Source organism: Mesorhizobium sp. M0659 (assembly GCF_040320605.1).
Lineage (GTDB): Bacteria > Pseudomonadota > Alphaproteobacteria > Rhizobiales > Rhizobiaceae > Mesorhizobium.
In genome coordinates, this window is record NZ_JAMYPY010000014.1 from 149,204 (window position 1) to 167,215 (window position 18,012).

Sequence of the window (18,012 nt, forward strand, 5' to 3'; positions counted from 1 at the left end):
ACCTATGGCCCCACCCACCCAGCCGATCACCGTCACCCGCCGCGACCAGATGTTTCCCATCCTGGGCGACGCCGATATCGAGCGCATGCGCCGGTTCGGCGAGGCGAGTTCCTATGCCGCCGGCGAGCACATCGTCACCGCCGGCACTGTGGCGCCGGGGCTGATCGTCATCCTGTCGGGCACGGCCGATATCACCCAGGATGTCAGGCCCGGCCGGCGCGAGACCATCGTCACCCATGGCCCAGGCAATTTCATCGGCGAGCTGGCGCAGCTTTCCAGCCGGCCGTCGCTGGTCAATGCGGAGGCGGCCGAGCCGGTCGAGGCCTTCGTCATCCCCTCGCAGCGGCTGCGCGACCTGATGGTGCAGGAGGCAAGCCTTGGCGAGCGGATCATGCGGGCGCTGATCCTGCGCCGCGTCGGGCTCCTGGAAAGTGGCAGCAGCGGACCGATCGTCGTAGGCCCGGCCGGCAATGGCGACACGCTGCGGCTGCAGGGGTTTCTGCGCCGCAGCGGCCAGCCGCACCGCGCGCTCGATTCCGACAGCGACCCGTGCGCCAAGACGCTGATTGAGCATTTTCATGTCGACCCGCACCATCTGCCGATCGTGCTCTGCCCCAACGGCAAGCTGATGCACAATCCCGGCGAAACCGAACTTGCCCGCTGCATCGGCCTGCTGCGGCCGATCGATCCCGACATGGTCTATGACGTCGCCATTGTCGGCGCCGGGCCGGCGGGGCTGGCGGCCGCGGTCTATGCGGCATCCGAAGGGCTGTCGACCATCGTGCTCGATTGCCGCGCCTTCGGCGGCCAGGCCGGCGCCTCCGCGCGCATCGAGAACTATCTGGGTTTCCCCACCGGCATTTCCGGCATGGCGCTGATGGCGCGCGCCTACAACCAGGCGCAGAAATTCGGCGTTGAAATACTCATCCCCGACGAGGCCAAGCTGCTCGGTGCAGCAGGCGAGGGCTACACGCTCGCCGTCGGCGACGGTGAAAGCCTGCGCGCGCGCACGGTGGTGATCGCCAGCGGCGCCCGCTACCGCCGCCTCGACATCGCCAAGCTGGCCGAGTTCGAGGGCACGTCGGTGCATTACTGGGCCTCGCCGATCGAAGCGCGGCTATGCATAGGGCAAGAAGTGGCGCTGGTCGGCGCCGGCAATTCGGCGGGGCAGGCGGCCGTCTATCTCGCCAGCCAGGTGCGCAAGGTGACGATGCTGGCGCGCCGCGGCGGCCTCAGGGAAACCATGTCGCGCTATCTGGTCGAGCGTATCGAGGCGCAACCCAACATCGAGGTGCTTGGCGAGACCGAGATCGAGGCGCTGGAAGGCGAAGGCGGCAATCTCACCCAGTTGCGCTGGCGCAACCCCGGCGGCGTCGAGATGCGGCCGATCCAGCATCTCTTCCTGTTCATCGGCGCCGACCCCAACACCGATTGGCTGGCTGGGTGCGATATCGCGCTCGACGCCAGGGGTTTCGTGCGCACCGGCGCCGACATAGGGGCGGGCCAGATGGAGACCAGCCGCAGCGGCGTGTTCGCCATCGGCGACGTGCGCGCAGGCTCGGTCAAGCGGGTCGCCGCCGCCGTCGGCGAAGGCGCCCAGGTGGTGGCTGCCTTGCACGCCTATCTCGCGCGACCCGACGCAGCAGCGCCCGAACTGGCCAGGAGAGCATAATGGATGAATGCAAACACACGCGCGACATCAAGACGGTGGCGCCGAGCGCGCTCGGCTGCGAGGAGTGCCTGAAGAGCGGCTCCATGTGGGTGCATCTCAGGCTCTGCCGCACCTGCGGCCATGTCGGCTGCTGCGACGACTCGCCCAACCGCCACGCCACCAAGCATTTCCACGCCACCAAGCACCCTATCATCGAAGGCTACGACCCGCCGGAAGGCTGGGCCTGGTGCTTTGTCGACGAGGCGTTCATCGACCTGGAAGGCGACGTGACGCCGCAGAACGGCCCGATCCCGAAGTTTTTCTGAGGCGGCCGACTGTCGGCCGACCGCTGCCCCTATTTCACCGAGCCAGTAACCGTGCGGTCGAGGGCGTCGGGACTGTGGTCGTTGCCGGCAAGTGCGGCAATGATCAGAAGACTGGCGACGACCGGGACGAACAGGATGGCCACGCGGGCCTGCACATAAAAAATGGCGCGCCATTCGCTGCGCTTTTCCGGGTTGTTGTCCATCACACTCACTCTCGCCATGCCTCCCCGGGGCGGGACATAGCGGCGAAGAGTTAAGCAACCCCCTCCGATTGTGTTAACGAGCAAGCTCAAAGCTTAGCGATCAAGTCGCCATACAGCGTCCGAGCCCTTACCCTCCGGCTCCTCGTCGACAAACAGAGACGCTTCATCAAGTGGACGACGCAATACCTTAAGCTTGCTAGTCGTATCGCCAAGCTCTGCCCTAGCCTGACATAGATCGAGTTCCATCTGTAGATTGAGCCAAAATTGGGGGGAAGTGCTGGTCACGGCTGAGAGACGTATTGCCATCTCGGCTGTTATCGACCGGCGGCCATTCACAATTTGGTTGACTGAATACCGAGACACGCCCATCGCGTCCGCAAGTTGCTCTTGGGTAATGTTCGACCCGGCGAGAATTTTATCTCGCAAAACCCTGCCGGGCCGAAGTGCTTCAGCAGCCGTTCGAAAACGACTATTATTCAGATGAATGCCGACGTTCGATGCCAATTTCATACGCTCCAAAATCATCGCTCCACTTGAAGGTGACAAACCACCTACGCTGAATGCAGAGCCCGAATTTGCCAGGATAATTCGCCCAGCGTGAGATTTTGCCAATGACTCCAACGTCTTGAAGAGAGGTTGCTGCCATCAGCAGGCGGATAGTTTCGTGAGCTTCCGTACGAATTTCTTCTGGGAAAACTTCGCAAAACCTTGAATGGGAAACCTCTTCGGTCCCCGGATCTTTGAAACGGCGCATTTGAACTTCCTCTGCGACCCTCTTGTTCTGATTGCACATGCTGCGACGCAAGGCACAGAGACGGTGGCGGGGTGCCGGTGCAGAGAATATGGCGTAGAACGAAATCTCTTGTGGATGAAACGCTGTAAGCGATAGGCTGAGGTCGGAATCTAATAACGATGGCTACCAGTGCAATAATTTCTGAGAACCGTTCCGAGACTTGCTGTAGAAATGCTTCAGCCGGCGTAAAATTATCGTCACACATAGAGGACGACGCAAATATCTCATCGAAAAGCGCTCGGACACGCCGGGTTGACAGAGAAATATGGCTGTCAGCCCCTCCAAAATCATAGAAAGATACGCTGTCTGACTGAGCCGCGCGATCTATGGAAGGAACCGATAACTTAAAGCTCCGGTCCGGCAGCCATTTTGGACCTCTGAATTTGCCCTCAGCCGCCTGAACTTTGGTCAGAAAGTCATATAGCGGGCGAGCGCTTCCTTTTCGGCAGAGATACTCCCCCAAGCGGGCGAAGACATCCTGCTGATCGGCAATAGCGCTAAGAACGTTGAGCGAGGCAGCCGCTGTCCATGTTTCACGCAAGGCGCTTTCAGTAGGCTTGGTGGACAGGGCAGCCGCAGGCAGCAGGTGTTCGACTTGGACTGCCAAATCAGAACGAAAATGCCATTGCGTAATCTGGGGCTGAAGCTTCTCGAGAGAGTCGGACACATAAATGCCCCCTCCCTGTTTCTCGAATCGTCGCCACGAAAATTCGGAAAAAGTGCGTATGCTCCGAAGGGATCGGTTCACCTCCGGACTCACAAGAATCAAATTTTCGACCGATATTTGCATTGTGCTGATGTAGTGCACATCACTACACAGTTCAATACCTCGATTGAAAAATTGGTCCGCCCCGCACCCTACCCCCTTAGCGCCTGGTCCAGGTCGGCGATCAGATCATCGCCATCCTCTATCCCCGCCGACAACCGCACCAGCGAATCCGAAATGCCGATTTCCGCGCGCTTTTCGGCCGGGATCGAGCCGTGCGTCATCAGCGCCGGATGTTCGATCAGGCTTTCGACGCCGCCGAGGCTTTCAGCCAGCGTGAACAATTGCGTCCGTTCGAGGAAGCGTTTGGTGCCGGCGAGGTCGCGGTCGAGGTCGACCGAGATCATGCCGCCGAAGGCATGCATCTGTTGGACGGCGATGGCGTGCTGCGGATGGCTGGCCAGGCCGGGATAGACGACGCGGCGCACATCTTTTCGCGCCTCCAGCCACTGCGCAATCTTCAGGCCGTTCGTGGAATGCCGCTCCATCCTGAGCGCCAGTGTCTTGATGCCGCGCAGCGCGAGAAAACTGTCGAAGGGACCGGAGATGGCGCCGATGGCGTTCTGCAGGAATTTCAGCTGGGCCGCCAAATCCTTGTTGTCGCCGACGATGGCGACGCCGCCGACCATGTCGGAATGGCCGTTGAGATATTTTGTCGTCGAGTGGACGACGATGTCGATGCCGAGTTCCAGCGGCCGCTGGATGTAGGGGCTGCAGAACGTGTTGTCGGCGACCGTCAAAACCCCTTTGCGCCTGGCGAGTGCCGCAACGCCTTCGAGGTCGACGATACGCAGCAGCGGATTGGTCGGAGTTTCGACCCAGAGCAGTTTTGTCTCCGGGCGAATCGCTGCTTCCACCGCCGCCAGATCGGTGAAGTCCACAAAACTCACCTGCAGATTGGCCGAGCGCTTGCGCACCCGCTCCATCAGCCGGAACGAGCCGCCATAGATGTCGTCGGTTGCAACGATATGGGCGCCGCTGTCGAGCAGCTCGAGCACGGTCGAGATCGCCGCCAGGCCGGAAGCAAAGGCAAAGGCGGCCGAGCCGCTCTCGAGATCGGCCACCGCGCGCTCGAAGGCAAAGCGGGTCGGGTTTTGGCTGCGGGCGTACTCAAACCCCTTGTGCACGCCGGGCGACTGCTGGCCATAGGTCGAGGTCGCGTAGATCGGCACCATCACCGCGCCGGTCAGCGGGTCATGGCTCTGGCCGCCATGGATGGTGCGCGTGGAAAAAGCCAGGCGGTTCTTGCCCGATGGGGATGTTTCAGCAGTCATCGTGCGCGCCTCAAATGGTTGATCAGGTCGATACGGGTTATCAGGCCGACGAACTCGTCGCCATCGAAGATGATGGCGACCTCGTTGCGGTCGAACACCGGCAGCAGCGCATCCAGCGTCTGGCTGGCCTGCAGCGTGTGCAGATTGGAGGTCATGGCGGTGCGCACCGGAGCGTTGAAGCGGTCCCAGCGGCCTTCATAGGGGCCGTCGACCTTGGCCAATATATCGCCCTCATCGATAATGCCGACCAGCTTGCCGTTGTCCAGCACCGGCAGCTGCGAGACATCGGAGCGGCGCATGCGGCCATAGGCGTTGAGCAGGCTTTCGTCGGGGCCGACATAAACGGTGTCGCCGGTGCGGTGCGAGCGCATGACGAGGTCGCGCAGATCGCCATGCTGTTCCTGTTCGGCCAGCCCCTGCTCGGCCAGCCAGAAATCGTCGAACACCTTGGACAGATATTTGTTGCCGCTGTCGCAGACGAAGGTGACGACGCGTTTTGCTGTCGTCTGCTCGCGGCAATAGCGAAGCGCGGCCGACAGCAGCGTGCCGGAAGACGAGCCGGCGAGAATGCCTTCCTTCGAAAGCAGGTCCCGCACGGCCAGCATGCTCTGCTTGTCTGGGATGGAATAGGCTTTCCTGACCAGCGACAGATCGGCATTGGGCGGCACAAAATCCTCGCCGATGCCTTCGACGGTCCAGCTGCCGGCCTCTTCCATCTTGCCGGTCTTGATCAGCGGCGCCAGCACCGATCCGACGGGATCGGCCAGCACCATTTCGGTCTTCGGCGATGTTCTGGCGAAGTAGCGGCCAAGCCCGGTCAGCGTACCGCCGGAGCCGACGCCGACGACCACGGCGTCGAGGTCGCCATCGAGCTGGGCAAGGATTTCCGGTCCGGTGGTGGTCTCATGCGCCTCGGGGTTGGCCGGGTTGGCGAACTGGTTGGCGTAGAAGGCGCCGGGCGTTTCCGATGCGATCTTCTCGGCCATGTCCTGGTAATATTCGGCATGGCCCTTGCCGACATCGGAGCGCGTCATGCGCACTTCGGCGCCGAGCGCGCGCAGATGCTGGATCTTTTCGCGCGACATCTTGTCGGGCACGACGAGGATGATGCGGTAGCCCTTGGGGATGCCGACCTGGGCGAGGCCGAGGCCGGTATTCCCGGCGGTCGCCTCGACGATGGTGCCGCCGCGCTTGAGCTTGCCTTCCTTCTCGGCCGCGGAAATCATAGACAGCGCAATGCGGTCCTTGATCGAGCCGCCTGGATTCTGGCTTTCGAGCTTGATGAACAGCCGGCACTTGCCGGTGTCGAATTTGGTCAGTTCGACCACCGGCGTCTGGCCGATGAGGTCGAGCACCGAGGCGTAGGGCGGACGCAGGCGGGATAACGCGCCGTCCGAACTGCCTGGCGCAGCTTTTCCGTGCTCGCTCATATCGATGTGCTCCCTTGAACAAGCGACCGCCTCGGGGGCAGAGCGGCAGCGTAGCTTCTTTTCCGGCCGTTTGCAGTCGGAAAGAAGGTAGATCGTGCCAATCAACCGGCGAGAGGGGGAATGGAATTCCAGTTTTAGGCCGGCTTTGGACTCAAGCCCAACACCCTCCGTAGCGATCCTTCCCACCCCCCTCTGAGGGGCGTGCTATCCCACCGACGTCAACAGCTTTACCCCAGCAGCTGCTTGCTCAGCCGCGCACACTGGACTCGGATATCGGGGATGGCGTCGATCTCGAAGAAGGTGCCGCGGGTCAGCGGCCCGACGGCGAGGATCTTGGCCGATGCGGTGCCGTCGCCGGCGATGATTTCGCATTTGGCTGTGACATCGAGACCAAGCCGCAGCGGGTCGGGCCGCGCCAGGCCGCGGTCGACCAGCGAGCGCACGACGCTGTTCGACGTCGTCGAGATATCGCGGGCGATGCCGGTGCAATCATAGATGCGGGCGACCTGCAGCGTTTCCAGCGCCTTTGTGTGGCGGGACTGGATGCCGACGGTGAATCCATCGCCGGCCTCGATGCCGACGACACGGCCGGCGACCGGGCGGATGCGGCCGGTGCGCACCGCCTCGGTGACGCGGGCATGCACCTCGGGCGCCAGCCGATGGCGATGGATGTCCCACCAGGCCTTGGTGTGCTCGACGAAGCGGCGCTTGGCCGAGGACGGCCAGTTCTGCCAGATCTTCTGGTTGAAGGGTCGCAGCCCATCGACGACGTCGCGCCAGTCGATGCCGGCCTTCTGGTTTTCTCGGATTAGGTCGCGGAACCAGCCGACGAAATAGGAGAGCTGCGTGCCGAGCGGAATGTCGGCGACGTCGAGCTTGATCGGGTTGCCCTTGCGGTGCGGCGCCGGCAGCAGGCCGCGCCGCGACACGGCGACGATCTCGCCGCGATGGCCGCGCTGCTCGAGCGACAGGAAGGCATCGACCATGCTGAGCCCGGTGCCCAGCACCAGCACGCGGGCTTCAGGATCGAGCGCTGTGTCGGCCTCGGTGCCCATGCGGATGGCATGACCTTGGCCGGCGCCGGGCTGCTCGTCGTGGCCGGTGGCAAGCACCGCCAGATGCGCGACGACGCTGGTGCCGTTGGCCAGCACCACTTCGACACCGGACGATGTCGGCGAGATCGACAGGCTTTCCTCGCGAATCAGCCTGAGACGGCCGGTTTCCTTTTCGCGCGCTTCGAGTTCGTCGAGCACTTCCTTGAGGTAGCGGGCATAGACGCTGCGCGGTGCATAGAAGGGTGTCTGCGGCGTCTGTTCCTGGCTTATCAGGCCGCGCCCCTGCAACCAACGCCAGAAATTCAGGGGATCGTCGGCATAGGCGCTCATCCCCGCGGCGCTGACATTCAGCACGTGCGCCGATAAGAGCGTCGAATAGGCGATGCCCTGGCCGAAATGCGGACGCTTTTCGATCAGCGTGACGCGAAGGTCCGGGTTGGGCGACTTCAGCAGATGCGCGGCAAGCACGACGCCGCTGGCGCCGCCGCCGACGATGATGATCGAGCTGCGGATGATCGAATTGGCGCGCGCGACGCTCATGCGAGCACGCTCAGGATCAGGCGGGGACCTTTTGCGCCGGCGCAAGCTCGTCGATGTCCCTCGCGACCGGAAGGTCGTCGAGGACGATGTCGCGCATCTCGGCCAGCGTGCGCTGGTCGAGCACCTCGGCGATCGCCTGCCGGACCTCGAGCATCAGATGTCGGACTTGGCATGTCGCCTCATTGCAGTCTTCACAGCGCTGATACTGGGTGCGGCTGGCGCAGGGGATGGGCGCCAGCGGTCCGTCGAGGACGCGCACGACATGGCCGACCTTGATCTCGTCGGCCGGGCGCGCCAGGCGATAGCCGCCATCCTTGCCCTTGCGGCTCTGGACGAAACCGGCATTGCGCAATTCGCCCAGAATGGCGTCGAGGAATTTCTTCGGGATGTTGTTGCCGCTGGCGATGTCGCCGACGAAGGCGAGCTGTCCCACCGGCAGATGCGCCAGATGGACCAGCGCCTTGAGGCCGTACTTGCCTTTTTTGGTGAGCATAGACCGAATGTTTCTCTGTCAGGCGATGGCCCAAACCATCGGTTGCGAAACGCCTGACGTGCCTCCCCGCCGCGTGCAAGCTGCTTCGACACATAAATTCTACTGACATGATATACAAGCCGAGAAACCTTGATTTTGCTTCGTTTTCACGCCGCAGGGGCCACTTTAGCAAGGCTTTGTGCCGTTAAGGTCACAGCCAGCCGCGAGCGATTGCGGCGATGAGCGGCGGCTCCTGCTCCCAATGTCGATAAGATTACTATACTTACCCTCGAACACGCGGAACGTGTTTTCAAATCAACCGTCTTTTACAGCATGGATTTGCGCCATTTGGGGCTTTGCCGGGAATTTTGGGTCGCAGCCCGCGGATCGGCGAAACATGACTCCCGACAACTCGGGCGCCGCCCTGCGCCCGATATCAGGACGCCGCCTTGCCGCTCTGAGGCCGGGCGGCCTTGGCGGCCACCGGCACGCCGCTTGACCGCAGCATCCAGCGGTGGCCGTCGCTGCGGAAGTCGGTGAGGCTCAACGGCTCGACATCGATCCTGCGGCAGGCCGCAAGCGGCGCGCCGAGCACCAAATCAGGCCTCTTCCGTAGGAGGGTTGGCAGGACCACCAACTCTTCAGCACCTTGGGGGCGCCGTTTGCGTTTGCGCACGGTTCGGCACGGGCCGGTCACCGCGCCCGCATCAGCCGGTGGTTTTTTTCTAACAAGTGCTTCTTGCTTGGAAGGATTTAACTCTACAAGAATGATAGAATTAGCTGACTATGAACAGGCATCCGGTTTTTCTCATTTTTCATGGAGCCTTTCATGTCCAGCATTTCGCGACGCATTGTCCTCCTGTCGTCGGCAGCTTTGGCGGGTGCGGCCTTCCTCGGCCCGGCCCAGGCGCAGGACCTCAACATCACCATCGGCTACCAGACGGTGGTCGAACCTTCCAAAGTAGCGCAGGCCGACGGCGCCTATGAAAAGGCGACCAAGGCCACGATCGACTGGCGCAAATTCGATTCCGGCGCCGATGTCATCGCCGCCGTCGCATCCGGTTCGGTCGATATCGGCTATGTCGGCTCGAGTCCGCTGGCCGCGGCCGCCAGCCGCGAACTGCCGATCCAGACCATCTTTGTCGTCGGCCTGATCGGCCAGTCCGAGGCGCTGGTCGCCCGCAATGGATCCGGCATCGAGAAGATCGCCGACCTCGCCGGCAAGTAGGTGGCGGTGCCGTTCGTGTCGACCACGCATTACAGCCTGCTTGCCGCGCTGAAGCACGAAAACGTCGACCCGAAGTCGGTCGAAATCCTTAATCTCAGGCCACCGGAAATAGCCGCCGCGTTCGCTCGCGGCGACATAGACGCGGCCTATGTCTGGGATCCGGCGCTCGGCCAGATCAAGACGACAGGCAAGGTGGTGCTGGATTCCTCGCAGGTTGCCGCCTGGGGCGCGCCGACCTTTGACGCCTGGATCGTGCGCACCGACTTCGCCGAAAAGAACCCGGACGCCGTGCGCGATTTCGTCAAGGTGACCGGCGAATCCTATGCCCAGTTCCTGGCCAAGCCCGAGGCATGGTCGGTTTCGTCGCCGGAAGCGGCCAAGATCGCCAAGATCACCGGCGCCAAACTGGAAGAGGTGCCGCAGCTCCTCAAGGGTTACGTCTTCCCGACATTGGAAGAGCAGGCTTCCGACAAATTCCTCGGCGGCGGCACGGTCAAGGCGATCGAGGCAGCCTCGGCCTTCCTCAAGGAGCAGGGCAAGATCGACGCCGTGCTGCCCGACTATTCGAAATACGTGTCGTCGAAATACGTGACCGAGGCTCTGGCCTCGAACTGACAGCTGAGTTTTAGAGCGTCCTTTTCGTGCCCCAGCGGCACGCGGCGCTCTAGTGCCACGCGCGGTTCTTCTTCCCTGACGCCGCGTGCTGCCTGTCCCGGATCCGCTTAACCGGGCCGGGGCAGGCTGATTTTCTTCCGGAGCCCCTTTTCATGCCGCATCTCGTACTCGACCCGCATCTCGTACTCGACAAGGTCTCGGTTCACTATGACGGCCAAGCAGCGCCGGCGGTCGACCGAGTTTCCATCGATGTCGCCAAGGGTGATTTCGTCGTGCTGGTCGGCCGCTCCGGCTGCGGCAAGACCTCGCTGCTCAATGTCGCCGCCGGCCTGGTCGAACCCGCGCGCGGGGTCGCCACGATCGGCGGCAGGCCGATCACCGGCCCAGGCTCCGACCGGGCGATCGTGTTCCAGAACGATGCGCTGTTTCCCTGGCTGACGGCTCGTGAAAACGTCGCCTTTGCGCTCAGGCTACGCGGCGTGCCGCAAGCCGAGCGGGCGCGCCGCGCCGACCAGTTGCTGGCGCTGGTCAAGCTCGACAGCGTCGGCGACAAACGCATCTGGGAATTGTCCGGCGGCATGCGCCAGCGCGTCGGCCTCGCCCGTGCGCTTGCCGCCGAACCGGAATTCCTGCTGCTCGACGAACCGCTCGGCGCGCTCGATGCGCTGACGCGCGAGCGCATGCAGACGACGCTGCTCGACCTGTGGACCGCAAGCCGGGTTGGCGTGCTGATGGTCACGCATGGCATCGAGGAGGCGCTGGTGCTGGCCACAAGCATCGTCGTGCTCGCGCCGGGACCTGGCCATGTGGTGCGGACATTCGAAACCGGCTTCAGCCGGCGCTATGCCGCAGGCGAGCCGATCCGCGCCATCAAGGCCGATCCAGCCTTTGCCGCGGCGCGCGGCGAGCTGACCGATGCGATCTTCGAAGGAGAGGCGGCATGAGCGTAACCTCCTACAGCGAGCGGCCGGCCACCGGGACCGGCGAGGCCGATGCCATTTCGGTGCCGTGGTCGCGGCCGGTGCGGAAGCGGCGCGGGGTTTCCTCGCGGGCGATCAGCGCCGTCACCATCCTGGCCGTGCTGGCGGCATGGGCGCTGTCTGCGCGCCTGCAACTGGTGTCGCCGGTGTTCCTGCCGTCGCCCGCCGCCGTGTGGACCAAGTTCATCGTGGTGATCAAGGACGGCTTCGTCGACGCGACTTTGCTCCAGCACATCGTCGCCAGCCTCGGCCGCGTGTTCGCGGCGCTGGTCGCGGCCATCATCGTCGGCGTGCCCGTCGGTCTCGCCATAGGCATCAGCACCATTGGGCGCGGCATCTTCGATCCGCTGCTCGAATTTTTGCGCCCGATCCCGCCGCTCGCCTATCTGCCGCTGGTCATCATCTGGTTCGGCATCGGCGAGCCGTCAAAGATCCTGGTGATCGCAATCGCCATGCTGGCGCCGGTGGCGCTGTCGACGGCCTCGGGCGTGCGCGGTGTCTCAAAGGAGCGCATCGATGCGGCCCGTTCGCTTGGTGCGACGCAGCGCCAAGTGGTGCGCCATGTCATCCTGCCCAGCGCGCTGCCGTCGATCCTCACCGGCCTGCGCATCGCGCTCGGCGCCGGCTGGTCGACGCTGGTTGCAGCCGAGCTGGTGGCGGCAACGCGCGGCCTCGGCTTCATGATCCAGTCGGCCGCCCAGTTCCTGGTCACCGATGTCGTGGTGATGGGAATAGTGGTGATCGCGACAATAGCCTTCGTGCTGGAATTCATTATCCGCCGAATCGAGCGTCAGCTGGTTCCGTGGGCGGGAAAGGAATGACAACAAGTTCTGCCGGTTTGACCGGCTGCTTCCCTTCGCAGCACGGCGACCGCCGACCCCGGAACAGAAGGAGTGATGTCATGACCCAGTCCACCGCGGTGCTGTTCGCCCATCTCGGCAACTGGCTGCTCGCCTGGCGGGAGAACTCGTCGTCGCAGCCGCAACCGAAATCGCCGGCCCCGGTGCAACTCGACGCCGAACGCGACCGCCTGCCGCCACGCGACGAGGGATTTTACTGGGCCTGGCAGTATTGGTCGCAGTGAGGTGATGGTGATTAGCGCCAGCCTTCGCGATTTCGTCATCCTAGGGCGAAGCAAGGAGCGAAGCGACGCGGCGCAGACCCTAGGATCCATGCCGAGACGCTGATGCTACGCTCCAGGGGAGCAACAAACCGGGCGCCTACCACCCGGTTCCGCGAAACAGCTCAAACCACTCCGGATTGGCCTTCTCTATCAGTTCGATCTTCCACTGTCTCGGCCATCGCTTCAGCGACTTCTCGCGTTGAATGGCATCGGTGATGTCGAAGAATTCCTCATACCAGACCAGCCGTTGAACACCGTAGCGGCTGGTGAAGCCTGCGCCCTGGCCGGATTTGTGTTCAGGCATGCGGCGGGCGAGATCGTTGGTGACGCCGATGTAGATCGTGCCGCGTTTTTGGCTTGCAGTCATGTAGACGTAGCCGGTCATGGTTTTTTCAGGGTATCGAGCCTCGGTCCGCGCACAAGCGACATTCTGATCCGTTCCACTCTACGGCAAACGTCACGGCATGGATCCTAGGGTCTGCGCCGCGTCGCTTCGCTCCTTGCTTCGCCCTAGGATGACGAGCGCTGGGTTCTGAAGAAAATATTTCCACGTCAAGCAGCCAACTCGCAAAATCGTTTCTCTACTAAATTTATAGACCTACCTAGCCTTGTCTCTCATCCACGGCAGGGAGCCCTTCCCGGCGCCGGTTCGCAGCGAAGGAAGACGGATCATGTTCAGCCTGACCAGACGCGTTTTCGGCATCGGCCTGTTGGCGGCGGGCATTTCCGCCTCGCTCAGTGCCTCGGCGCAGGAGTTGAAGCAGCTCAACATCGGCTATCAGAAGACCGGCCTGCCGGTCATCGCCCGGCAGCAGCAGGTGATCGAGAAGGCGCTGAGCGACAAGGGTGTCGTGGTGAAATGGGTCGAATTCACCGCCGGCCCGCCGCTGGTCGAGGCGCTCAATGTCGGCGCCATCGATGTCGGCTGGACCGGCGACGCACCGCCGATCTTCGGCCAGTCGGCCGGCGCCAACATCGTCTATGCGGCGGCACTGCCAGCCAATGGCGACGGCGAAGCGATCTTCGTCAAGCCGGCATCGCCGATCCAGTCGCTCGCTGACCTCAAGGGAAAGCGCATCGGCGTCGGCAAAGGCACCAGCGCGCACAATCTGCTGGTCGCGGCACTCGAAAAAGCAAACATCCCCTTCGACCAGATCACCCCGGTCTATCTCAGCCCGGCTGATGCCTCGGCGGCTTTCGCCAGCGACCAGATCGATGCCTGGGCGGTCTGGGATCCGTTCTACGCCATCGCCGAGACACGCTACCAGCCGCGCGTGCTGGCGCGCTCCAGCGAGGTGCTCAAGGTGAACACCTATTTCCTCGCCAACAAGGATTTCGCCAAGGCGCATCCGGAGACGATCACCACGACGATAGCGGCGCTCGGCGTGGCGGCGAAATGGGCGGACGCGAACCGCGACAAGGTTGCCGCGGCGCTGCATGAGGTGACCGGCGTGCCGCTCGATGCACAGACGATCGCGGCCAACCGCACCAAATTCGGCATCTTCCCGATCACCGACGAGATCATCGCCGGCCAGCAGGCGACAGCCGATCGCTTCTACAAGCTCAAGCTGATCCCGAACGCGGTGCGCATCTCCGACGCCGTGTGGACCGCACCGGGCAATTGAACTTTCTTGTGTGGCGCCGGGGGGAAAACCCCCGGCGCCTTTGCCGTTTCAAGCCTCAGGGATTTCGCCATGACCGCTTCATCAAGCCCGCAAGCCGGCCCGCTCGATTTCTTCTGGTTCATCCCGACGCATGGCGACGGCTCCTATCTCGGCTCCGAACAGCAGCAGCGGCCGCCGGAGTTCGCTTACTTCAAGGAGATCGCACAGGCCGTCGACCGGCTCGGCTTTCCCGGCGTGCTTTTGCCGACCGGGCAGAATTGCGAGGATTCGTGGATCACCGCCTCCGGCCTTGCAGCGCTGACGGAAAAGCTCAAATTCCTGGTGGCGCTACGGCCCGGCGTGACGTTGCCCACCTTCGCGGCGCGCCAGACGGCGGCGCTCGACCGGCTGAGCAATGGCCGCCTGCTGCTCAATGTCGTGGTCGGCGGCAACCCGACCGAGCTTGCCGGCGATGGCGTGTTCCTGCCGCATGACGAGCGCTATGCGCAGGCGCAAGAGTTTCTGACCATCTGGCGCGCGCTGGTGTCGGGCGAGAGCGTCAACTTCAACGGCAAATATTACCGCGTCGACAATGGCCGTCTTGATCTTCTGCCGCAACAGGAGCGGCCGCCGCTCTATTTCGGCGGCTCGTCCGATGCCGGCCAGGAGCTCGCCGCCGATCTCGTCGACATGTACCTGACCTGGGGCGAGCCGCCGGCGCAGGTGGCGGAAAAACTCAGCGCGGCGCGCAACAAGGCTGAACGGCGCGGCCGCAAACTGCGTTTCGGCATCAGGCTGCATTTCATCGTGCGCGAGACCGAGGAAGAGGCCTGGCGCGCCGCCGACCGGCTGATCAGCCACGTCACCGATGCCCAGATCGAAAATGCCCAGGCCCGCTTCACCAAGGAGATGGACTCTGTGGGACAGCGGCGCATGGCCGAACTGCATGGCGGCCGCCGCGACCGGCTGGTGGTGTCACCCAATCTGTGGGCCGGCGTCGGCCTGGTGCGCGGCGGCGCCGGCACCGCGCTGGTCGGCTCGCCGGAGCAGATCGTCGAGCGCATCCGCGAGTATCAGGCGATCGGCATCGACACCATCATCGGCTCTGGGTACCCGCATCTCGAGGAAGCCTACCGTGTCGCCGAGCTTCTGTTCCCGCGTCTCGGCCTGGGCACCAGGCGGGCACGGGCGCATGAGAACATCGCCAATGAATTCGCCGTCGGCTTCCACGGCGCCAACCGCCTGCAGGCCTCGTCGTGAGTTTTGCCCGGCGCGTCAAACAGAACGGCATCGGCTGGCTGCTGCCGGCGCTGGTCATAATTGGCTGGGAAGCCGCCAGCCGCGCCGGCGTGATGCCGGCCAATGTGCTGCCGGCGCCGAGCGCGGTGGCCGAGGCCTTCTGGCGGCTGACGCTGTCGGGCGAGCTGATCGAAAACATCGGCGTCAGCACGCTGCGTGCGCTGGCCGGCTTTGCCATCGGCGGCTCGATCGGCTTTGCACTCGGCCTTGCCAACGGGCTGTCGGCGCTCAGCCGCGGCCTGACCGACACGACGCTGCAGATGATCCGCAACATCCCGCATCTGGCGCTGATCCCGCTGGTCATCCTGTGGTTCGGCATCGACGAGGAAGCAAAACTGTTCCTGGTGGCGCTCGGCGTGTTCTTCCCGATCTACGTCAACACGCTGCTCGGCATCCAGAGCGTCGACCCGCAGCTGGTCGAGATGGGCCGGGTCTACGGCATGGACCGCCGCGCGTTGTTTTTTCAGGTGATCCTGCCCGGCGCGCTGCCGGCGATCTTCGTCGGCCTGCGCTATGCGCTGGGCATCATGTGGCTGACGCTGATCGTTGCCGAAACCATCTCGGCCAGTTCCGGCCTCGGCTACATGGCCATGCAGGCACGCGAATTCCTGCTGATCGATGTGGTCGTGCTGTCGATCCTGATCTATGCGCTGCTCGGCAAGCTTGCCGACAGCTTCGCCCGCCTGCTCGAGCGGCTGTCGCTCGGCTGGCATCCCGCCTTCCAGAACGCCTGAGGGTTCGATGCCAACCGCCAGCCTGACCGCCATCCGTTCCTTCGTCGCCGCGCCGGAACCGTCACGGCCGGAGGAGGCCGTCGAAAGGCAGCGCGCCTTTGCCTTCAAGGGCATGGAAAAGCGCTTTGGCGACAAGGTCGTGCTCGACTGCATCGATCTCGACGTGCCGGTCGGGCAGTTCGTTGCCGTCATCGGCAAGAGCGGCTGCGGCAAGAGCACGCTTTTGCGGCTGCTGGCCGGGCTCGACCGGCCGACGGCAGGATCGCTGACATTCGGGCCGGAAGCCAAGGCCGGCGCTGGCGAAGAGAGCCGCTTCATGTTCCAGGAGCCGCGGCTGTTGCCCTGGGCCAGCGTGGTGAAAAACGTCGAGGTCGGGCTGACCGGGCTTGCCACCGGTGCGGAAGCCAGGCGGCGCGCGCTCGCCATCCTGGGTGAAGTCGGCCTCGCCGACCGCGCCGACGAATGGCCCTCGGTGCTGTCGGGCGGCCAGAAGCAGCGCGTGGCGCTGGCGCGTGCACTGATCGGACAGCCTCGGATCCTGGCGCTCGACGAGCCGCTCGGCGCGCTCGATGCGCTGACCCGCATCGAAATGCAGCAGCTTCTGGAACGTATCTGGCTGGAGCAAAAATTCACCGCCGTGCTGGTGACGCATGACGTCGCCGAGGCGGTTGCGCTCGCCGACCGGGTGGTGGTGATCGACGAGGGCCGCATCGCGCTCGATCTCGACGTGTCGGTGGCGCGGCCGCGCCGGCGTGGTTCGGTCGAGCTTGCCAGGCTGGAGGGCAGGATTCTGGATCAGCTGTTCGGGTAGAGCCTATCGCGGGCAGGGCATTCTATCCGAACCGGATAGATAGGTAACAGAATGGACCGGCAATATGGGGTGGCTGTTTTCTTGCTCGCCGGGTTGGCCCTGTTTGCGACTGCGGGTTTGACCAGCGCCTTCCCCACTCCGCCTTTCCTCTCCCCCGTCGATCGGGGAGAGGTGTCGAGCGAAGCTCGACGGAGTGGGGGTCGATCTGTGTGGGTCGATTTTTCGTCGCAACTCACCCCCGCGAACGGCTCGCCCATACCAGCCCGGCGAAACCGACCAGCATGGTCACGATGCCGATATAGAGCCATTGCGACTGGCCGGTCATGAAACTGCCGCCGACCACGCCAATGCCCTGCAGCGACCACAGCGCGCCGATGGCGAGCACGATCAGCGCCAGCAGATATCTGAACAGTCTCATCGCCAAGATTCCTTTCCGAAGTCGATCGTCACCTGCGCCATGACCGTGATGACAGAGCGAAAGGACGGCGCCCAATCGCGCTCTCTTCTACTTGTACTATAACGTCCTGCCTTGCTCACGGAATCTGTGAAACAGCTCGCAATATCGCCGGCGATACGGCCGCGCCACACGAAAGATGCCTGACAAACTGTTTCTCAGCGACTCCAAACGTGTGCCAGTGCCACGGAACTGCCCGATGCTTGCCGCATTTCCTGCCTTATTCGACACTTAACGGCTGGGGTCTGTCGAAAACGGAGCCAATCCCCCCAACATGAAGAAAACAAACCAGACCGCGCTTGTCGCGGTAACGGTCGCGGCTGGCCTAATGGTCGGTGCGTCCGCCTCCTCCGCCGCCGGCCAGTGCGGCCGCGCCTCCTGGTACGCACTGCATTCCAGGACCGCCAATGGCGAACGCATGAACCCGTCGGCGCTGACCGCCGCGCACCGCAGCCTGCCTTTCGGCACCAAGTTGAAAGTGACCAACCAGAATAATGGCCGCAGCGTCGTCGTGCGCATCAACGACCGTGGACCGTTCATCAAAGGGCGCGTGCTCGACCTGTCCAAGGGCGCCGCCGGCCAGCTCGGCTTCATCGGCTCCGGCCATACCTCGGTGTGCATGGCGCGCGTCTAGATCTGTCCAAGTCCGGCCCG

The 18,012-nt window shown here is 63.5% G+C and carries 20 protein-coding genes and 1 pseudogene; 11 read left to right on the forward strand and 10 right to left on the reverse strand.

What is annotated here, in order from left to right; genetic code table 11:
* Window positions 1-4 precede the first annotated feature (4 nt).
* Together NKI31_RS21965 and NKI31_RS21970 are read left to right on the forward strand one after the other, a co-directional pair.
* Complete coding sequence (locus NKI31_RS21965; RefSeq protein WP_352652524.1) at window positions 5-1,672, forward strand: FAD-dependent oxidoreductase; 1,668 nt, start codon at window positions 5-7, stop codon at window positions 1,670-1,672.
* Window positions 1,672-1,977 carry a UBP-type zinc finger domain-containing protein gene (locus tag NKI31_RS21970; RefSeq protein WP_352652525.1) on the forward strand — a complete coding sequence of 102 codons (306 nt, stop codon included), beginning with the start codon at window positions 1,672-1,674 and terminating at the stop codon, window positions 1,975-1,977. The genes NKI31_RS21965 and NKI31_RS21970 overlap by 1 nt, the downstream gene beginning before the upstream one ends.
* Before the next feature lie 29 nt (window positions 1,978-2,006).
* On the opposite strand, the gene NKI31_RS21975 is transcribed toward NKI31_RS21970, so the two are convergent.
* The 8 genes from NKI31_RS21975 to NKI31_RS22010 all read right to left on the reverse strand — a co-directional run bounded on the left by NKI31_RS21975 (window position 2,007) and on the right by NKI31_RS22010 (window position 9,108).
* Window positions 2,007-2,180, reverse strand: a complete 174-nt coding sequence (locus tag NKI31_RS21975; protein ID WP_352652526.1) for a hypothetical protein — start codon at window positions 2,178-2,180, stop codon at window positions 2,007-2,009.
* A 93-nt stretch (window positions 2,181-2,273) separates the two neighbouring features.
* Entirely contained in the window at window positions 2,274-2,684 is a 411-nt protein-coding gene (locus tag NKI31_RS21980) for a HigA family addiction module antitoxin (RefSeq protein WP_352652527.1), read from the reverse strand.
* Window positions 2,653-2,934, reverse strand: a complete 282-nt coding sequence (locus NKI31_RS21985; RefSeq protein WP_352652528.1) for a hypothetical protein — start codon at window positions 2,932-2,934, stop codon at window positions 2,653-2,655. Before NKI31_RS21985 ends, NKI31_RS21980 begins: the two co-directional genes overlap by 32 nt.
* Window positions 2,935-3,831: 897 nt before the next feature.
* Window positions 3,832-5,013, reverse strand: coding sequence for a trans-sulfuration enzyme family protein (locus NKI31_RS21990; RefSeq protein WP_023706950.1), 1,182 nt, complete (start codon window positions 5,011-5,013; stop codon window positions 3,832-3,834).
* Window positions 5,010-6,443, reverse strand: a complete 1,434-nt coding sequence (locus tag NKI31_RS21995; protein WP_023710333.1) for a pyridoxal-phosphate dependent enzyme — start codon at window positions 6,441-6,443, stop codon at window positions 5,010-5,012. Before NKI31_RS21995 ends, NKI31_RS21990 begins: the two co-directional genes overlap by 4 nt.
* A gap of 227 nt (window positions 6,444-6,670) precedes the next feature.
* Window positions 6,671-8,038, reverse strand: a complete 1,368-nt coding sequence (locus NKI31_RS22000) for an FAD/NAD(P)-binding protein (protein ID WP_352544568.1) — start codon at window positions 8,036-8,038, stop codon at window positions 6,671-6,673.
* Window positions 8,039-8,054: 16 nt separating this feature from the next.
* Complete coding sequence (locus NKI31_RS22005) at window positions 8,055-8,531, reverse strand: RrF2 family transcriptional regulator (RefSeq protein WP_023672084.1); 477 nt, start codon at window positions 8,529-8,531, stop codon at window positions 8,055-8,057.
* A 415-nt stretch (window positions 8,532-8,946) separates the two neighbouring features.
* Window positions 8,947-9,108 carry a hypothetical protein gene (locus tag NKI31_RS22010; RefSeq protein WP_023681206.1) on the reverse strand — a complete coding sequence of 54 codons (162 nt, stop codon included), beginning with the start codon at window positions 9,106-9,108 and terminating at the stop codon, window positions 8,947-8,949.
* 231 nt (window positions 9,109-9,339) lie between these two features.
* Here NKI31_RS22010 and tauA point away from each other — a divergent pair.
* From tauA to NKI31_RS22030, 4 genes and pseudogenes are all read left to right on the forward strand, one after another.
* A pseudogene (gene tauA / locus NKI31_RS22015) lies at window positions 9,340-10,353 on the forward strand (taurine ABC transporter substrate-binding protein).
* Window positions 10,354-10,505: 152 nt separating this feature from the next.
* Window positions 10,506-11,297 (forward strand): taurine ABC transporter ATP-binding protein, encoded by a 792-nt coding sequence (locus tag NKI31_RS22020; protein WP_352652529.1) that lies wholly within the window; start codon window positions 10,506-10,508, stop codon window positions 11,295-11,297.
* A complete protein-coding gene (locus NKI31_RS22025) occupies window positions 11,294-12,154 on the forward strand; it encodes an ABC transporter permease subunit (RefSeq protein WP_023702434.1) in 861 nt (286 codons plus the stop codon). Before NKI31_RS22020 ends, NKI31_RS22025 begins: the two co-directional genes overlap by 4 nt.
* An 80-nt stretch (window positions 12,155-12,234) precedes the next feature.
* Window positions 12,235-12,417 carry a hypothetical protein gene (locus NKI31_RS22030; RefSeq protein WP_023672089.1) on the forward strand — a complete coding sequence of 61 codons (183 nt, stop codon included), beginning with the start codon at window positions 12,235-12,237 and terminating at the stop codon, window positions 12,415-12,417.
* A gap of 136 nt (window positions 12,418-12,553) precedes the next feature.
* Here NKI31_RS22030 and NKI31_RS22035 read toward each other — a convergent pair whose 3' ends face one another.
* The gene (locus tag NKI31_RS22035; RefSeq protein ID WP_023710330.1) at window positions 12,554-12,841 is read right to left on the reverse strand and encodes a GIY-YIG nuclease family protein; all 288 of its coding nucleotides are present in this window, start codon (window positions 12,839-12,841) and stop codon (window positions 12,554-12,556) included.
* Window positions 12,842-13,127: 286 nt separating this feature from the next.
* Here NKI31_RS22035 and NKI31_RS22040 point away from each other — a divergent pair, with 286 nt between their 5' ends.
* The 4 genes from NKI31_RS22040 to NKI31_RS22055 all read left to right on the forward strand — a co-directional run bounded on the left by NKI31_RS22040 (window position 13,128) and on the right by NKI31_RS22055 (window position 16,904).
* Window positions 13,128-14,081, forward strand: a complete 954-nt coding sequence (locus NKI31_RS22040) for a sulfonate ABC transporter substrate-binding protein (RefSeq protein ID WP_023710329.1) — start codon at window positions 13,128-13,130, stop codon at window positions 14,079-14,081.
* 69 nt (window positions 14,082-14,150) lie between these two features.
* Window positions 14,151-15,320, forward strand: a complete 1,170-nt coding sequence (gene ssuD / locus NKI31_RS22045; protein WP_023672092.1) for an FMNH2-dependent alkanesulfonate monooxygenase — start codon at window positions 14,151-14,153, stop codon at window positions 15,318-15,320.
* Window positions 15,317-16,093 (forward strand): ABC transporter permease subunit, encoded by a 777-nt coding sequence (locus NKI31_RS22050; RefSeq protein ID WP_023672093.1) that lies wholly within the window; start codon window positions 15,317-15,319, stop codon window positions 16,091-16,093. Before ssuD ends, NKI31_RS22050 begins: the two co-directional genes overlap by 4 nt.
* 7 nt (window positions 16,094-16,100) lie before the next feature.
* Window positions 16,101-16,904 (forward strand): ATP-binding cassette domain-containing protein, encoded by an 804-nt coding sequence (locus tag NKI31_RS22055; RefSeq protein WP_023672094.1) that lies wholly within the window; start codon window positions 16,101-16,103, stop codon window positions 16,902-16,904.
* Window positions 16,905-17,136: 232 nt separating this feature from the next.
* On the opposite strand, the gene NKI31_RS22060 is transcribed toward NKI31_RS22055, so the two are convergent.
* Window positions 17,137-17,322, reverse strand: coding sequence for a hypothetical protein (locus NKI31_RS22060; protein WP_023710328.1), 186 nt, complete (start codon window positions 17,320-17,322; stop codon window positions 17,137-17,139).
* Between the two features lie 310 nt (window positions 17,323-17,632).
* Here NKI31_RS22060 and NKI31_RS22065 point away from each other — a divergent pair, with 310 nt between their 5' ends.
* Window positions 17,633-17,992, forward strand: coding sequence for a septal ring lytic transglycosylase RlpA family protein (locus NKI31_RS22065; protein ID WP_023822338.1), 360 nt, complete (start codon window positions 17,633-17,635; stop codon window positions 17,990-17,992).
* Window positions 17,993-18,012 lie beyond the last annotated feature (20 nt).

What these genes read in the sequence shown, in the direction of transcription:
- NKI31_RS21965 (WP_352652524.1), top strand. Translation starts at nt 5, where the DNA reads ATGGCCCCACCCACCCAGCCGATCACCGTCACCCGCCGCGACCAGATG.
- ssuD (WP_023672092.1), top strand. Translation starts at nt 14,151, where the DNA reads ATGACCGCTTCATCAAGCCCGCAAGCCGGCCCGCTCGATTTCTTCTGG.
- NKI31_RS22025 (WP_023702434.1), top strand. Translation starts at nt 11,294, where the DNA reads ATGAGCGTAACCTCCTACAGCGAGCGGCCGGCCACCGGGACCGGCGAG.
- NKI31_RS21995 (WP_023710333.1), bottom strand. Translation starts at nt 6,443, where the DNA reads ATGAGCGAGCACGGAAAAGCTGCGCCAGGCAGTTCGGACGGCGCGTTA.
- NKI31_RS21975 (WP_352652526.1), bottom strand. Translation starts at nt 2,180, where the DNA reads ATGGACAACAACCCGGAAAAGCGCAGCGAATGGCGCGCCATTTTTTAT.
- NKI31_RS21985 (WP_352652528.1), bottom strand. Translation starts at nt 2,934, where the DNA reads ATGCGCCGTTTCAAAGATCCGGGGACCGAAGAGGTTTCCCATTCAAGG.
- NKI31_RS22000 (WP_352544568.1), bottom strand. Translation starts at nt 8,038, where the DNA reads ATGAGCGTCGCGCGCGCCAATTCGATCATCCGCAGCTCGATCATCATC.
- NKI31_RS22055 (WP_023672094.1), top strand. Translation starts at nt 16,101, where the DNA reads ATGCCAACCGCCAGCCTGACCGCCATCCGTTCCTTCGTCGCCGCGCCG.
- NKI31_RS22020 (WP_352652529.1), top strand. Translation starts at nt 10,506, where the DNA reads ATGCCGCATCTCGTACTCGACCCGCATCTCGTACTCGACAAGGTCTCG.
- NKI31_RS22040 (WP_023710329.1), top strand. Translation starts at nt 13,128, where the DNA reads ATGTTCAGCCTGACCAGACGCGTTTTCGGCATCGGCCTGTTGGCGGCG.
- NKI31_RS21990 (WP_023706950.1), bottom strand. Translation starts at nt 5,013, where the DNA reads ATGACTGCTGAAACATCCCCATCGGGCAAGAACCGCCTGGCTTTTTCC.
- NKI31_RS22005 (WP_023672084.1), bottom strand. Translation starts at nt 8,531, where the DNA reads ATGCTCACCAAAAAAGGCAAGTACGGCCTCAAGGCGCTGGTCCATCTG.
- NKI31_RS21970 (WP_352652525.1), top strand. Translation starts at nt 1,672, where the DNA reads ATGGATGAATGCAAACACACGCGCGACATCAAGACGGTGGCGCCGAGC.
- NKI31_RS22065 (WP_023822338.1), top strand. Translation starts at nt 17,633, where the DNA reads ATGAAGAAAACAAACCAGACCGCGCTTGTCGCGGTAACGGTCGCGGCT.
- NKI31_RS22030 (WP_023672089.1), top strand. Translation starts at nt 12,235, where the DNA reads ATGACCCAGTCCACCGCGGTGCTGTTCGCCCATCTCGGCAACTGGCTG.
- NKI31_RS22060 (WP_023710328.1), bottom strand. Translation starts at nt 17,322, where the DNA reads ATGAGACTGTTCAGATATCTGCTGGCGCTGATCGTGCTCGCCATCGGC.
- NKI31_RS22035 (WP_023710330.1), bottom strand. Translation starts at nt 12,841, where the DNA reads ATGACCGGCTACGTCTACATGACTGCAAGCCAAAAACGCGGCACGATC.